Raw genomic sequence first — 13,532 nt, 5'->3', positions numbered from 1 at the left:
GCACCCTCCCGCCCAACCGCAGGCACTCTGCCACGTAACCGCGGGCATTCGTGCCGCCCAGGGCGGCACGGGTGGGCGCGGGCGGCACCCCGCAACGCCGGGTCGCGCCACCCACCCCCGCCCGGCTGACCGGCGTGGACCAGACTCCGCCCCGCGCCCCGGCGTCAGCCCCCCTGCTGCGACCGCGCCTTGAACGCCGCCTTACGCGCTTCCTTCGCGACCTTCTTGTCGGGATGCAGCCGCCCCATCGCCTCCAGGACGTCCGGCGTGGCCGGGTGCTCGACCCGCCACACCGTGTCGAAGAACCCGCTGTGCTGCCGGGCCAGCCCCTCCACCAGCGCACGCAGCTCCTCGGAGTTCCCCTCGGCCGCGAGCTGCGCCGCCACGGTGTCGATGGTCAGCCAGAAGACCATCTCCTGCGGCGGGGCGGGAACGTCCCCCGCACCGTGCTCGGTCAGCCAGACCCGGGCCAGGCCGCCCAGCTCGGCGTCGTCGAGGACCTCCCGCAACGCGGGCTCGGCCTCGGCGCCGACCAGGGACAGCGCCTGCTGGCAGCGCAGCCGGCGCAGGGGCGCGCCGGTGTCCGAGCCGCGTGCCGCCGCCAGCAGTTCCCGGGCCGCGACGAGAGCGCTACGGCCGGCCAGCCACAGCTCGGTCTCGGCGTGGGCCGCCGCCGGCGGGAAGGGGGCGGTGCCGTCGAGCAGCGCGTCGGCGCCCTTGTCGGAGAGGTCGCCGACGGCGGGTGCCTCGAAGCCGGCCTCCAGCAGCCGGGCGCGCAGTCCGTACAGCCCGAGCGGGGTGAGCCGCACCATGCCGTAGCGGGCGACGTCGGTCTCGTCGACGGGCGCCGCGGGCTCCTCGTCCGCGTCGGCCATCAGGGCCTCGTCGACCGGCTGGTACTCGACGAGGCCGATCGGCTCCAGCAGCCGGAACTGGTCGTCCAGCCGCATCATCGCGTCGGAGACCTGCTCCAGCACGTCGTTGGTGGGTTCGCCCATGTCGCTGGGCACGATCACGGACGCCGCCAGCGCGGGCAGCGGCACCGAGGCGTCGCCGGGGCGGTCCTCGCCGACGGTGAGCAGGTAGAGGTTGCCGAGCACGCCGTCGAGGAACTCCGCCTCGGCCTCCGGGTCCCAGTCGAGGGACGAGAGGTCGACCTCGCCGCCCTCGGCCATCGCGTCGACCAGGTCGTCGAGGTCGGGCACGCTCGCGTCGGCGAGCACCGCCTCCAGGGCGGTGAGCCACAGTCCGAGCACGTCCTGCGGGGAGCCGCTGGTGAGCAGCGCGACGTCCTCGCCCGCCGTGACGGTGCCCGCCTCCTCGTCGGTGATCTCGACGAGCCCGGTGTCCACGGCGATCCGCCATGCCTCGCTCGCGTGGGCCGCGGCGTCGTCCCCGCTCAGCCCGAGCTCCTCGGCCGCCGTCGGCAGCTGCTCCTCGACGAGCCCGCCCCCGGCGTCGACACGGGTGTCCGGACCGGCCCAGCGGGCCAGCCGGGCGGCCCGGGAGAGCACCGGCGCGGACAGCGCGTCGCGGGCCAGTTCCGCTTCGGGGCGCAGCCGTGCGGGCGGCAGGGTGGAGCTGTCTGACATCGGCTGTTTCTCCTCGCGCGCCTTGGCCGCCGTACGGCCATCCGGACGCCGTACGGCTCAACAGCTCAGCCTAGACGGGTTTCCACCCATGCCGCCCGGTTCATCTCCCCGACGGGTGGAGTACATGGCCGAAACCTTGACAACTGGCGTGGCCAAGCAGGAGATTGACGCGCGTAGAAAGCGGGGGGACAAGTGTTCACTCAGCTCCACGTGTGCCCTGCGACCCCTCGTGTCCCACCACCCTCGTCCCGTCGCGCCACACCCTCGCCCCACCCTCGTCCCGGCGCTCTTCCACGTCCCCGGAGGGATCACGTTGGCCAGCAAGTCCTCCGCGCGCCTCGCCGCGCTCACCGTCGCCGCAGTCTGCTCGGCGGCGTCCACGATCGTCCTCACCTCGCCCGCGCACGCCGACTCCGTGCGCGTCCACGACATCCAGGGGAGCACCCGGCTGTCGCCGTACGCCGGCGAGCAGGTCACGGACGTGGCCGGAATCGTCACCGGCGTCCGCGGCTACGGCTCCTCCAGAGGTTTCTGGATCCAGGATCCGCGGCCGGACGCCGACCCGGCCACCAGCGAGGGCGTCTTCGTCTTCACCGGCTCCACCCCGAAGGGCGTCGCCGTCGGTGACGCGGTCACCGTCTCCGGCACGGTCTCGGAGTACGTGCCCGGCGGCACCTCCTCCGGCAACCAGTCGCTGACCGAGATCACCCGCCCGGTGTTCACGGTCGTCTCCAGCGGCAACGCGGTTCCGGCCGCGACGACCGTCTCCGCCCGCACCGTGCCGCGCGCGTACGCCCCCGAGGGCGACGAGGCCGCGAACGGCTCGGTCAACGGCCTGCCGCTGCGGCCGGCGGAGTACGCCCTGGACCACTACGAGTCCCTGGAGGGCATGAACGTCCGGGTCGCCGACGCCCGCGTGGTCGGCGCCTCCGACCCGTACACGGAGCTGTGGGTCACGGTGAAGCCCTGGGAGAACACCAACCGCCGAGGCGGCACGGTGTACGGCTCCTACGACTCCCAGAACACCGGCCGGCTGCAGATCCAGTCCCTGGGCAAGCCGGCCGACTTCCCCGACGCCAACGTCGGCGACACCCTCGCCGGAACCACCGCGGGCCCGCTGGACTACAACCAGTACGGCGGCTACACGCTGGTCGCGAGCGAGATCGGCGCGCTGGAGAGCGGGGGCCTGGAGCGCGAGTCGACGCGCCGGCAGAGCAGTCGCGAGCTGGCGGTGGCGACGTACAACGTCGAGAACCTCGACCCCTCCGACGAGACCTTCGCCGCGCACGCCGACGCCATCGTGCACAACCTGGCGTCGCCCGACATCGTGTCCCTGGAGGAGATCCAGGACAACAACGGCGCCACGAACGACGGCACGGTGGCCGCCGACGCGACGGTCGGCAAGCTGATCGACGCGATCGTCGCGGCCGGCGGCCCGCGCTACGACTGGCGCGGCATCGACCCGGTCGACGGCGAGGACGGCGGCCAGCCCGGCGGCAACATCCGCCAGGCGTTCCTGTTCAACCCGGAGCGGGTCTCCTTCACCGACCGCGGGTCCGGCGACGCGGTCACCGCGACCGGGGTGACGAAGGTGCGCGGCAAGGCGGCGCTCACCCACTCCCCCGGTCGCGTGGACCCGGCGAACCCCGCCTGGGAGGACAGCCGCAAGCCGCTGGCCGGCGAGTTCGTCTTCCGCGGCCGCACCGTCCTGGTCATCGCCAACCACTTCAACTCCAAGGGCGGCGACCAGAGCCTGTCCGCCCAGTACCAGCCGCCCTCGCGCGGCTCGCAGACGCAGCGCCACCTCCAGGCGCAGGCCGTGAACACCTTCGTCAAGGCCGTCCTCTCCACTCAGAAGAACGCGGACGTCATCGCCCTCGGCGACATCAACGACTTCGAGTTCTCCAGGACCACGCGCATCCTGGAGGACGACGGCGCCCTGTGGTCGGCCGTCAAGTCGCTGCCGCGGAGCGAGCGTTACTCGTACGTCTACCAGGGCAACAGCCAGGTCCTCGACCAGATCCTGGTCAGCCCGTCGATCCGGTGGGGCGGGCGCCTGTCGTACGACAGCGTGCACGTCAACGCCGAGTTCCACGACCAGATCAGCGACCACGACCCGCAGGTGCTGCGGTTCCGTCCGTAACCGGCGTCCGGCGGGAGCGGGTTCAGCGGGGTACGAGGCCGAGGGCGTGGTCGTAGCGGTTGACCGTACTGCTCTTCAGGCCCGGCCAGTTGTGCACCCGCTCCCACCGTGCCGACGCCGAGCCGACGCCGTCGCCCGGTGCGGCGAGGGCGTCGACGTGGGCCTGGGCGCTCTCCCACTCGGCGTAGTTGAGGACGCGGGTGCCGTCGGTGCTGAGGTGGAAGTGGGCGGAGATGCCGCCGGGGTGCGGCTCCGGCTCGCTCGCCAGGGCCTCGAAGACGGCGTCCACCCAGGCGCGCTGCCGCTCGGGGTCGGGTCCCTCGAACTCGATGTCGACGATCACGATGCAGCCCGGGACGGGCGCCGGCCCGTCCTCGCGGGTGCCGCCGCGGTAGCGCCGGTACCTGCCGAGCCCCAGCCGCTCGATGCCGGGCACGGCGGTGTCGATCTCGTCGACGCGCTCCTGCCGGTGCGTCTTGACGAAGGCCTCGTACGCCTGCTCGCTCGCCCACTGCGAGTGGTGCAGCAGCGTGCTGCCGTCGTGGCCGGTGTAGACGTGGTAGCCCAGCAGGTCGTCGGCGGGCCAGGGGCGGCGCTCCCAGGTACGGGCGATGGCGTCGACCGTCTGCCGCTGCCGCTCGGGCGTGCCCACCCTCCAGGTACTGAAGAAGGGGGCTTGGACGTCGGAGCGGGCGAGTTCGGGGTGTGCGTCGGTACGGCGGGTCATGCCGGCCTCCACTGATCGGGGCGTCGGGTGCACGCACCACTCTCCGACCTCGACCAAGGTTGAGGTCAAGTGTCCTCCGGAAGGCACTCCGGCGCCGCTACGACGTACGTGACGAGCACCCCCGCCCCCACATGCGTGACGAGGGGCCCCGCCCCGGAGCCCCTCGTCACGCCCGCGCCCTCAGCAGTGCCCGTGACGGTGGCGGCGCCGCAGCACGCCCGCCGCGACCACCGCACCCGCCGCCGCACCGGCGACCAGCACCGCACGGGGATGCCCGAGCCCGGCCCGAACCGCACCGCGCGCCCGTCCCGGCACCCGCTGCTCCACGGTGTGCCCGGCCCTGTCCGCCTTGTCCTGCGCCGTACGGCCGGCCCGGCTCGCCCTGTCCTGCGCGGTGTGCCCGGCCCGGCTCGCCTTGTCCTGCACGGTGTGCCCGGCCTGTGCGGCGGAGCTGCGCAGCTGCACGGTCATGGCACCGGCCTTGTCCCGGAGGTCGGCGGCCCGGGCCTTGGCGCGGCCCTTCACATCCGCCTTCCCCGCCAGCTCCTCCACGGTGTCGCCGAGCTGGCCGCGGGTCTGTTCGATCTGCTGCCGCAGCTCGTCGGGCCCCTTGGCCCCGCCGATCGGCTGTGCGGTGGAGCCGCTCCTCGTGCCGTCACCGCTTGTCGCGTCGGTCATCGATGCGCCCTTTCCCTGATCTGGTCCACGTCGGCCCTGACGCTGCCGAGGGTCTCCTCGGGTTTCGGGGGCACGGCGCGGCGGAGCTGGGCGCGGCCCATCATGGCCAGTACGCCCGCGATCACGAAGAGCACCGCCGTCACGATGAGCGCCGCGGCCCAGACGGGCAGCGCCAGCGAGAGCGCGGCGGTGGCCGTTCCGGCCAGGGCGAACAGCCCGACGTACGCGATGGCGCCCGCGGCGCCCAGCATCCCGCCGCCACGCCCGGCCCGCTTGCCCTTCTCGGCCAGCTCCATCTTGGCGAGGGCCACTTCCTGGCGCACGAGCCGGGAGAGCTGTTCGGTGGCCTGACCGACGAGTTCACCCACGGAGTGCTGCTGCTCGTCGTGCACAGGCCTGGTGTGCATGGTCCCGGTCACGGTTCCGCCTCCTCTCGGTTCGGAGCACCCCGGGTACCCATGGCCGACCGGCACTACCCCTGCCCTCTCCCACTGCGGACCGCGCAGCACTCCTTACACATACCTCGTAGCAGATTTAAGTGGAGCTACACGATCTGCCCGCCGACACTACGTACATGACGACAGACGCCCGACCCCCCGCGCCCTTCGGCCGCGCCCTGTGCGCCATGGTCACGCCCTTCACCGAGGACGGCGCGCTCGATCTCGACGGCGCCCGGCGGCTCGCCGACCGGCTGGTGTCGCGGGGCTGTGACGGCCTGGTGCTGTCGGGCACCACGGGTGAGTCGCCGACCACCACGGACGCCGAGAAGGCGGCGCTGGTCACGGCGGTGCGGGAGGCGGTCGGGGACCGGGCGTCGGTCGTCGCCGGGGTGGGCACCGCCGACACCCGGCACACGGTGGAACTGGCGCTGGCCGCGGAGAGGGCCGGCGCGGACGGGCTGCTGGTGGTCACGCCGTACTACAGCAGGCCCCCGCAGGACGCCCTGGAGGCGCACTTCCGGGAGATCGCCGACGCTTCCGGCCTGCCCCTCGTCCTCTACGACATCCCCGGGCGCACGGGCACCCGCATCGAACCCGACACCCTCGTCCGCCTCGCCGGCCACCCGCGGATCGTCGCCGTCAAGGACTGCTCCTACGACCTCCTGGGCACCCAGAAGGTCCTGTCGCGGACGTCCCTGGCGTACTACGCGGGCTGCGACGAGCAGGTCCTCGCCCTGTACGCGGTCGGCGCGGCGGGGTACGTCAGCACGGTCGCGAACGTCGTGCCGGACCTGTTCCGGGCCGTCCTCGACGCCTTCGACGCGGGCGACACCGGGCGGGCCGCCCTGCTCCAGCGGCGGGCGATCCCCCTCGTCGAGGCGATGATGGCCGCGGGTCTGCCCGGCACGGTCACCGCGAAGGCCCTCCTCGGGGCACTGGGCCTGCCCGCGGGGCCGGTCCGCGCACCGCTGCGGCCCGCTGACCGCGAGACGACCGACGGGCTGTTGGCGGCCTACGAGGAACTGGTCGCCGCTTCCGATCAGCTCCAGGTGTAGCCGTCCCCGAGCAGCAGCGTGTGCTCCAGGACGTCCTCCGCCGGGTCGTCGATCTGCCCCACGTTGACGTTGAGGAGACCGACCCGGGGACCGTTGTGCGAACCGGAGGTGGTCTCGTCCGCCTGCGCGGCCCCCGCCGACCCCCAGCACACCAGCACCGCGGCGCCCGCCCCGGCCAGCCAACGCGCCACGGTCCTCGCCCGCTCGTTCGTCATACCAGGCTCCTCGTTTCGTCGGATCGGCGTCTGATCGGACACTTCGTCCACCCGTTCATCCGCCAAGACCACCGGAAGGTCACGGGAGGTCATCCGTACGTGCGGGGGGCGCGCGCAGCACGCGCCGTCACCGCGTTGGCGGAACACACCCCCGGAGCCGCGCCCGGAAACGACGACGCCCTCCCGACGGCCCGGCAGGGGCACGTCGAAAGGGCGGCTCGGCCGTCGGCGACCGGCTACGGCGTCAGTTGTGGCTGTGCAGGACGTCGTTCAGGCCGCCCCACACCGCGTTGTTCGGGCGGGCCTCGACCGTGCCCGTGACCGAGTTGCGGCGGAAGAGGATGTTGGAGGCGCCGGAGAGTTCGCGGGCCTTGACGACCTGGCCGTCGGGCATCGTCACGCGGGTGCCGGCGGTGACGTAGAGGCCGGCCTCGACCACGCACTCGTCGCCGAGGGCGATGCCGACGCCCGCCTCGGCGCCGACCAGGCAGCGCTCGCCGATGACGATCCGGACGTTGCCGCCGCCGGAGAGGGTGCCCATGGTGGAGGCGCCGCCGCCGATGTCGGAGCCGTCGCCGACGACGACGCCCGCGGAGATGCGGCCCTCGACCATGGAGGTGCCGAGCGTGCCCGCGTTGAAGTTGACGAAGCCCTCGTGCATGACGGTGGTGCCCTCGGAGAGGTGCGCGCCGAGGCGGACGCGGTCGGCGTCGGCGATGCGGACGCCCTTGGGGGCGACGTAGTCCGTCATGCGCGGGAACTTGTCGATCGAGGTGACCTGGAGGTGCAGGCCCTCGGCGCGGGCGTTGAGGCGCACCTTCTCGATGTCGTCCACGGCGACCGGGCCCAGCGAGGTCCAGGCGACGTTGGCGAGGTGGGCGAAGATGCCGTCCAGGCTCTGGCCGTGCGGCTTGACCAGGCGGTGGGAGAGCAGGTGCAGGCGCAGGTAGACGTCGTGCGTGTCGACCGGCTTCTCGTCCAGCGAGGCGATGACCGTGCGGACCGCGACCACTTCGACGCCGCGCCGGGCGTCCGGACCGACCGCCGCGGTCGCGCCGCCGCCGAGGAGTTCGGCGGCCTGTTCGGCGGTAAGGCGCTCGGTGCCGGACGGGCCGGGCTCAGCGGTCAGTTCGGGGGCCGGGAACCAGGTGTCGAGAACGGTGCCGTCGGCGGCGATCGTGGCAAGCCCGGCGGCCACGGCGCCGGTGGTGCGGGGAGCAGTCGTGTCGGTCATGAGGGCAACCTAACCGGCCGTCGCCCGCGGAAGCGAGCCGACCCCTCGGGCGTCTCGCGTGCCGGGCGGTACGGCACCGCGCGGGCGCCCGCTGCGAGGTCCGTCCCGGTCACCTACCGAGCACCCGCCCCAGCACGTCCCTCGCGTACTCCTCGTCGTACGGCGCCCCCGTCAGCAGTACCTGGAGGCAGATGCCGTCCAGCAGGGCCACCAGGGCGCGGGCCGTCACCGGGTCCGTGCGGCAGGAGAGGAGGTCGGCGACGCCCTCGGCCCACTCCGCGGCGACCGGGCGCAGGGCGGGGCGGCGCAGGGCGGCCAGGTACAGCTCGTACTCCAGCTCGACGCCGGTGCGGTCGCCGGCCAGCCACTCGCCGAGGACGCGGGCGAGTTCGGCGGGCAGGTCGGCCCGGGGGTCCGCCAGGGCCGGGTGCGCGGCGACCACCTTGGCGAAGCCCTCGTTCGCCTGGCGCAGGGCGGCGACCAGGAGCTCGTCCAGGGTCGCGAAGTGGTACGTCGTCGAGCCGAGGGGCACGTCGGCCTCGGCGGCGACGGTGCGGTGGCTGAGGCCGGCGATGCCCTTGTGTCCGACCACCCGGATCGCCGCGTCGATGATGCGCTGGCGTCGTTCCGGGTCGTAGCGGCGGGACATCAGTGCGCGCCGCCCAGGTTGAGGACGACCACGCCGATGATGATCAACGCGATGCCGGCGGCCTTGGTGACGGTCATCCCCTCGCCCATGAACACCACGCCGATCGCGGCGATCGCGGCGGTGCCCACGCCGGCCCAGATGGCGTACGCCGTGCCCACGGCGAGGACCTTCAGGGTCTGGGCGAGCAGCGCGAAGGAGAGCACGTACGCGAGCGCTGTCAGCAGTGAGGGACCCAGCCTGCTGAAGCCCTCGCTGTACTTCATGGCGGTGGTCCCGGCGACCTCGGCGGCGATGGCTCCGGCCAGGAGCAGATATCCCATGTGTACGAGCGTACATAACGTAGCCCCGAGAGGCTCCCCGGACACAGAAACGGCGACACCCGGTGGGTGTCGCCGTTTCTTTCGCGCAGTGGTGTGTCTCAGACGTTGAACCCGAGCGCGCGCAGCTGCTCGCGGCCGTCGTCCGTGATCTTGTCCGGGCCCCACGGCGGCATCCAGACCCAGTTGATCCGCAGCTCGTTGACGATGCCGTCCGTGGCGGACTTGGCCTGGTCCTCGATCACATCCGTCAGCGGACAGGCCGCCGACGTCAGGGTCATGTCGATGGTCGCGATGTTCGCGTCGTCGATGTGGACGCCGTAGATCAGGCCCAGGTTGACGACATCGATGCCCAGCTCGGGGTCCACGACGTCCAGCAGGGCCTCGCGGACCTCCTCCTCGGAGGCCGGCTTCATTTCCACGGTCTCACTCATGCCGTCGTCTCCTTCTCGGCGTCGGCGCCGTCCAGTGCCTGGGCCGTCGCGTCCTTCCAGGCCATCCAGCTCAGCAGGGCGCACTTGACCCGGGCCGGGTACTTCGAGACCCCGGCGAACGCGACCGCGTCCTCCAGGACCTCCTCCATCGCGTCGTCCGGCTCGATCCTGCCCTTGGACTGCATCAGCTCCAGGAAGGTCTCCTGGATCCGCTGCGCCTGGGCGAGGTCCTTGCCGACCAGCAGGTCGTTCAGCACGGAGGCGCTCGCCTGGCTGATCGAGCAGCCCTGGCCCTCGTAGCTGACGTCACTGATCGTCGTGCCGTCGTACTTCACGCGCAGCGTGATCTCGTCGCCGCACGTCGGGTTGACGTGGTGCACCTCGGCGTCGCCGTCCCTCAGACCACGCCCGTGCGGGTTCTTGTAGTGGTCCAGGATGACTTCCTGGTACATGGAGTCCAGCTTCATGCTCTTCGCTCGTCCCGTCAGCCGAAGAAGTTCCGTACGTGCTCCAGGCCGTCGACCAGTGCGTCGATCTCGGCCGGCGTGGAGTACAGATAGAACGACGCTCGCGTGGTCGCAGGAATTCCGTAGCGGAGGCAGACGGGGCGGGCGCAGTGGTGGCCGACCCGGACCGCGATGCCCTGCTCGTCGAGGACCTGGCCCACGTCGTGCGGGTGGATGTCGCCGAGCGTGAAGCTGATCGCCGCGCCGCGCTCCTCGGCCGTCGTCGGGCCGATGATGCGCAGGTCCGGGACCTCCAGCAGCCGCTTCACCGCGTACTCGGTGAGCGCGTGCTCGTGGGCCAGGACCTTGTCCATGCCGATCGAGTTGAGGTAGTCGATCGCCGCGCCGAGACCGACCGCCTGCGCGACCGGGGGCGTGCCCGCCTCGAACTTGTGGGGCGCCGGGGCGTACGTGGAGGAGTGCATCGAGACCGTCTCGATCATCTCGCCGCCGCCGAGGAAGGGCGGGAGGTCCTCCAGCAGCTCCTGGCGGCCCCACAGGACGCCGATGCCCGTCGGGCCGCACATCTTGTGGCCGGTGAAGGCCACGAAGTCGGCCTGGAGGGCCTGTACGTCCATCGGCATGTGCGGCGCGGCCTGGGAGGCGTCGATGCAGACCAGCGCGCCGACCTCCTGGGCGCGGCGCACGATCGCCTCGACCGGGTTCTGGGTGCCCAGGATGTTGGAGACCAGCACGAAGGAGACGATCTTCGTCTTCTCGGTGATGACCTCCTCGATGTTCGAGAGGTCCAGACGGCCGTCGTCCGTGAGACCGAACCAGCGGAGCTTCGCACCGGTGCGCTGCGCCAGCAGCTGCCACGGCACGATGTTGGAGTGGTGCTCCATCTCCGTGATGACGATCTCGGTGTCGGCGTCCACGCGGTAGGGGTCGTCGGCCCAGCCCAGCATGTTCGCGACCAGGTTGAGCGACTCCGAGGCGTTCTTGGTGAAGATCACCTCGTCGCGGGAGGGCGCGTTGATGAACTCCGCGACCTTGTCCCGCGCGCCCTCGTACAGTGCCGTGGCCTCCTCGGCGAGGACGTGCACACCACGGTGGACGTTGGCGTTGTAGCGCTCGTAGTACTCGCTGAGCGCGTCCAGCACCTGACGCGGCTTCTGGCTGGTCGCCGCGTTGTCCAGGTACACGAGCTTCCGCCCGTCGTGGACCTGGCGGTCCAGGATCGGAAAGTCCTTGCGGATCGCCTCGGTGTCGAGGAGGCCCGGCAGCTGTGTCACTCGGATGCGCCGCCCTTCGTGTATGCCTCGTAGCCCTCGGCCTCCAGCTTGTCGGCCAGCTCGGCGCCGCCCGACTCGGCGATGCGGCCGTTGGCGAAGACGTGGACGTGGTCGGGCTTGATGTAGCGCAGGATGCGCGTGTAGTGGGTGATCAGCAGGGTGCCGACCTCGCCCGACTCGTGGACGCGGTTGACGCCCTCGGAGACGACGCGCAGGGCGTCGACGTCGAGGCCGGAGTCGGTCTCGTCGAGGATCGCGATCTTCGGCTTGAGCAGCTCCAGCTGGAGGATCTCGTGGCGCTTCTTCTCACCGCCGGAGAAGCCCTCGTTGACGTTGCGCTCGGCGAAGGCGGGGTCCATGTTGAGGCGCTCCATGGCCTCCTTGACCTCCTTCACCCAGTGGCGCAGCTTGGGGGCCTCGCCGCGGACGGCGGTGGCGGAGGTGCGCAGGAAGTTGGAGACCGAGACGCCGGGGACCTCGACCGGGTACTGCATCGCGAGGAACAGGCCGGCGCGGGCGCGCTCGTCGACGGACATCTCCAGGACGTCCTCGCCGTCGAGGGTGACGGTGCCGCCGGTGATCGTGTACTTGGGGTGACCCGCGAGGGAGTAGGCGAGGGTCGACTTGCCGGAGCCGTTCGGGCCCATGATGGCGTGCGTCTCGCCCTGCTTCACGGTGAGGTCGACGCCCTTGAGGATCTCCTTCGTGGCGTTGTCGGCCTCGACGGTGACGTGCAGGTCTCGGATTTCAAGCGTTGCCATGGGTGCCTCAGGACTCCTGGGTGAGGGAGACGAGCACGTCGTCCCCTTCGATCTTTACGGGGTATACGGGGACGGGGCGCGTCGCCGGAAGACTGTCGGGCTTGCCGGAACGGAGGTCGAAGCGCGAGCCGTGCAGCCAGCACTCGATGTGGCAGTCGTCGACCTCGCCCTCGGCGAGGGAGACGTTCGCGTGCGAGCAGATGTCGTGGATCGCGAACAGCTCGCCCTCGGTGCGCACGACGGAGATCGGCGTGCCGTCGAGTTCCACCCGCTTCGGGGTGTCCTCCTCCAGCTCGCCCGCTCCACAGACGCGTACGAAGGTCATGCGACCGACGCCTCCAGCTCCTCTTCGATCTTGGCGAGCAGGCGCTCCTCGATGTCCGAGACACCGATCTGCTGGACCAGCTCGGCGAAGAAGCCGCGGACCACCAGGCGGCGGGCGTCGATCTCGGGGATGCCGCGCGCCATCAGGTAGAAGAGCTGCTCGTCGTCGAAGCGGCCGGTGGCGGAGGCGTGGCCGGCGCCGACGATCTCGCCGGTCTCGATCTCCAGGTTCGGCACCGAGTCGACCCGAGCGCCGTCCGTGAGGACGAGGTTGCGGTTCATCTCGTAGGTGTCGGTGCCCTCGGCCGCGGCCTCGATGAGCACGTCGCCGATCCAGACCGCGTGCGCGTCGTCGCCCTGCAGCGCGCCCTTGTAGACGACGTTGGACTTGCAGTGCGGGACGTTGTGGTCGACCAGGAGGCGGTGCTCCTGGTGCTGGCCCTGGTCGGTGAAGTAGAGGCCGAACAGCTCGGCCTCGCCGCCGGGGCCGGCGTAGGCGACGCGCGGGTGCAGCCGGACCAGGTCGCCGCCGAAGGTGACCACGAAGGACTTGAAGGTGGCGTCCCGGCCGATCAGCGCGTTGTGCTGGCCGACGTGCACGGCCTTGTCGTCCCAGTCCTGGACGGAGACGACGGTCAGCTTGGCGCCGTCGCCCAGGACGTAGTCGACGTTGGCGGCGAGCACCGCGTCACCGGTGTGGTCGATGACGACCACGGCCTCGGCGAAGGCACCCAGCTCGACGACCTGGTGGGCGTAGGCGGTGCCGCCCTCGCCGTGCACGGCGATGCGGATCGGCTCGGTGAGGACCGTCTCCTTGGGGACGGTGAGCACGCCGGCCTTCTCGAACGCCGAGTAGGCCTGGGCGGCGACCCGGTCCACGGGGGTGCCGGCCCTGCCGATGCGCGCGTCGTCACGGCCGACGGTCTCGACGACGACGCCCTCGGGCGCGTCGATGTCGACCTTCACGCCGTCGCCGGTGGCGACCGCGGTGCCGTCGTGCAGCCCGCGCAGCCGCTCCAGCGGCGTGAACCGCCACTCCTCCTCGCGGCCGTGCGGGACCGGGAAGTCCGCCACGTCGAAGGACGCGGGCGCGCTCATGCGCGTGGCGACGGTCGACTCGGCGGCCACCGCGATCTGGCCCGCGGTGGTGGACCCCACGGGGATGTTCTGAGCCTCAGCCATGGCTGTCGGTCTGCTCTCTTCCTACGTCAGAAATCTGGCG

16 protein-coding genes are annotated in these 13,532 nt (G+C 71.7%); 2 read left to right on the top strand and 14 right to left on the bottom strand.

Annotation, left to right across the window (positions count from 1 at the left end; all coding sequences use genetic code 11):
• Positions 1-164 precede the first annotated feature (164 nt).
• Positions 165-1,592: a hypothetical protein gene (locus RI578_RS29850; RefSeq protein WP_310873967.1), complete on the bottom strand. Its 1,428-nt coding sequence runs from the start codon at positions 1,590-1,592 to the stop codon at positions 165-167.
• 313 nt (positions 1,593-1,905) lie between these two features.
• Between RI578_RS29850 and RI578_RS29845 the strand changes: the two genes are divergently transcribed.
• Positions 1,906-3,735 carry an endonuclease/exonuclease/phosphatase family protein gene (locus RI578_RS29845; protein WP_310873966.1) on the top strand — a complete coding sequence of 610 codons (1,830 nt, stop codon included), beginning with the start codon at positions 1,906-1,908 and terminating at the stop codon, positions 3,733-3,735.
• A gap of 22 nt (positions 3,736-3,757) precedes the next feature.
• Here the strand turns inward: RI578_RS29845 and RI578_RS29840 are convergent, their stop codons facing one another.
• The 3 genes from RI578_RS29840 to RI578_RS29830 all read right to left on the bottom strand — a co-directional run bounded on the left by RI578_RS29840 (position 3,758) and on the right by RI578_RS29830 (position 5,559).
• Positions 3,758-4,462 carry an antibiotic biosynthesis monooxygenase gene (locus tag RI578_RS29840; protein ID WP_310873965.1) on the bottom strand — a complete coding sequence of 235 codons (705 nt, stop codon included), beginning with the start codon at positions 4,460-4,462 and terminating at the stop codon, positions 3,758-3,760.
• A gap of 180 nt (positions 4,463-4,642) precedes the next feature.
• Positions 4,643-5,140: a DUF3618 domain-containing protein gene (locus RI578_RS29835; RefSeq protein WP_310873964.1), complete on the bottom strand. Its 498-nt coding sequence runs from the start codon at positions 5,138-5,140 to the stop codon at positions 4,643-4,645.
• On the bottom strand, positions 5,137-5,559 hold the full coding sequence (locus RI578_RS29830) for a phage holin family protein (RefSeq protein WP_310873963.1): 423 nt from the start codon (positions 5,557-5,559) through the stop codon (positions 5,137-5,139). The genes RI578_RS29835 and RI578_RS29830 overlap by 4 nt, the downstream gene beginning before the upstream one ends.
• 155 nt (positions 5,560-5,714) lie before the next feature.
• Between RI578_RS29830 and dapA the strand changes: the two genes are divergently transcribed.
• A complete protein-coding gene (gene dapA, locus RI578_RS29825; protein ID WP_310873962.1) occupies positions 5,715-6,635 on the top strand; it encodes a 4-hydroxy-tetrahydrodipicolinate synthase in 921 nt (306 codons plus the stop codon).
• Here dapA and RI578_RS29820 read toward each other — a convergent pair.
• The 10 genes from RI578_RS29820 to sufD form a co-directional block, all read right to left on the bottom strand.
• On the bottom strand, positions 6,620-6,850 hold the full coding sequence (locus tag RI578_RS29820; protein WP_310873961.1) for a hypothetical protein: 231 nt from the start codon (positions 6,848-6,850) through the stop codon (positions 6,620-6,622). The genes dapA and RI578_RS29820 overlap by 16 nt on opposite strands.
• A gap of 244 nt (positions 6,851-7,094) precedes the next feature.
• Positions 7,095-8,084 (bottom strand): 2,3,4,5-tetrahydropyridine-2,6-dicarboxylate N-succinyltransferase, encoded by a 990-nt coding sequence (dapD, locus tag RI578_RS29815; protein WP_310873960.1) that lies wholly within the window; start codon positions 8,082-8,084, stop codon positions 7,095-7,097.
• A gap of 109 nt (positions 8,085-8,193) precedes the next feature.
• The gene (locus RI578_RS29810) at positions 8,194-8,733 is read right to left on the bottom strand and encodes a TetR family transcriptional regulator (protein ID WP_310873959.1); all 540 of its coding nucleotides are present in this window, start codon (positions 8,731-8,733) and stop codon (positions 8,194-8,196) included.
• Positions 8,733-9,053, bottom strand: coding sequence for a multidrug efflux SMR transporter (locus RI578_RS29805; RefSeq protein WP_310873958.1), 321 nt, complete (start codon positions 9,051-9,053; stop codon positions 8,733-8,735). The genes RI578_RS29810 and RI578_RS29805 overlap by 1 nt, the downstream gene beginning before the upstream one ends.
• A 98-nt stretch (positions 9,054-9,151) precedes the next feature.
• Positions 9,152-9,484, bottom strand: a complete 333-nt coding sequence (locus RI578_RS29800) for a metal-sulfur cluster assembly factor (RefSeq protein ID WP_055416328.1) — start codon at positions 9,482-9,484, stop codon at positions 9,152-9,154.
• Positions 9,481-9,951: a Fe-S cluster assembly sulfur transfer protein SufU gene (sufU, locus tag RI578_RS29795; RefSeq protein WP_030868583.1), complete on the bottom strand. Its 471-nt coding sequence runs from the start codon at positions 9,949-9,951 to the stop codon at positions 9,481-9,483. Before sufU ends, RI578_RS29800 begins: the two co-directional genes overlap by 4 nt.
• Before the next feature lie 17 nt (positions 9,952-9,968).
• Positions 9,969-11,225: a cysteine desulfurase gene (locus RI578_RS29790; RefSeq protein ID WP_310873957.1), complete on the bottom strand. Its 1,257-nt coding sequence runs from the start codon at positions 11,223-11,225 to the stop codon at positions 9,969-9,971.
• Positions 11,222-11,986, bottom strand: a complete 765-nt coding sequence (sufC, locus tag RI578_RS29785; protein WP_310873956.1) for a Fe-S cluster assembly ATPase SufC — start codon at positions 11,984-11,986, stop codon at positions 11,222-11,224. Before sufC ends, RI578_RS29790 begins: the two co-directional genes overlap by 4 nt.
• 7 nt (positions 11,987-11,993) lie before the next feature.
• Entirely contained in the window at positions 11,994-12,311 is a 318-nt protein-coding gene (locus tag RI578_RS29780; protein ID WP_279565804.1) for a non-heme iron oxygenase ferredoxin subunit, read from the bottom strand.
• Positions 12,308-13,492 carry a Fe-S cluster assembly protein SufD gene (gene sufD, locus RI578_RS29775; protein ID WP_310873955.1) on the bottom strand — a complete coding sequence of 395 codons (1,185 nt, stop codon included), beginning with the start codon at positions 13,490-13,492 and terminating at the stop codon, positions 12,308-12,310. The genes RI578_RS29780 and sufD overlap by 4 nt, the downstream gene beginning before the upstream one ends.
• Positions 13,493-13,532 lie beyond the last annotated feature (40 nt).

The organism is Streptomyces sp. BB1-1-1, assembly GCF_031597775.1.
Taxonomy (GTDB): Bacteria; Actinomycetota; Actinomycetes; order Streptomycetales; family Streptomycetaceae; genus Streptomyces; species Streptomyces thinghirensis.
The sequence above is the reverse complement of the archived record's forward strand: the minus strand, read 5'-3'. Positions and strand labels throughout refer to the sequence as shown.

Bases quoted from the DNA above. Each gene is read 5' to 3' on its own strand.
- RI578_RS29850 (WP_310873967.1), bottom strand. From the start codon at position 1,592: ATGTCAGACAGCTCCACCCTGCCGCCCGCACGGCTGCGCCCCGAAGCG.
- RI578_RS29840 (WP_310873965.1), bottom strand. From the start codon at position 4,462: ATGACCCGCCGTACCGACGCACACCCCGAACTCGCCCGCTCCGACGTC.
- RI578_RS29835 (WP_310873964.1), bottom strand. From the start codon at position 5,140: ATGACCGACGCGACAAGCGGTGACGGCACGAGGAGCGGCTCCACCGCA.
- dapA (WP_310873962.1), top strand. From the start codon at position 5,715: ATGACGACAGACGCCCGACCCCCCGCGCCCTTCGGCCGCGCCCTGTGC.
- RI578_RS29820 (WP_310873961.1), bottom strand. From the start codon at position 6,850: ATGACGAACGAGCGGGCGAGGACCGTGGCGCGTTGGCTGGCCGGGGCG.
- dapD (WP_310873960.1), bottom strand. From the start codon at position 8,084: ATGACCGACACGACTGCTCCCCGCACCACCGGCGCCGTGGCCGCCGGG.
- RI578_RS29810 (WP_310873959.1), bottom strand. From the start codon at position 8,733: ATGTCCCGCCGCTACGACCCGGAACGACGCCAGCGCATCATCGACGCG.
- RI578_RS29805 (WP_310873958.1), bottom strand. From the start codon at position 9,053: ATGGGATATCTGCTCCTGGCCGGAGCCATCGCCGCCGAGGTCGCCGGG.
- RI578_RS29800 (WP_055416328.1), bottom strand. From the start codon at position 9,484: ATGAGTGAGACCGTGGAAATGAAGCCGGCCTCCGAGGAGGAGGTCCGC.
- sufU (WP_030868583.1), bottom strand. From the start codon at position 9,951: ATGAAGCTGGACTCCATGTACCAGGAAGTCATCCTGGACCACTACAAG.
- sufC (WP_310873956.1), bottom strand. From the start codon at position 11,986: ATGGCAACGCTTGAAATCCGAGACCTGCACGTCACCGTCGAGGCCGAC.
- RI578_RS29780 (WP_279565804.1), bottom strand. From the start codon at position 12,311: ATGACCTTCGTACGCGTCTGTGGAGCGGGCGAGCTGGAGGAGGACACC.
- sufD (WP_310873955.1), bottom strand. From the start codon at position 13,492: ATGGCTGAGGCTCAGAACATCCCCGTGGGGTCCACCACCGCGGGCCAG.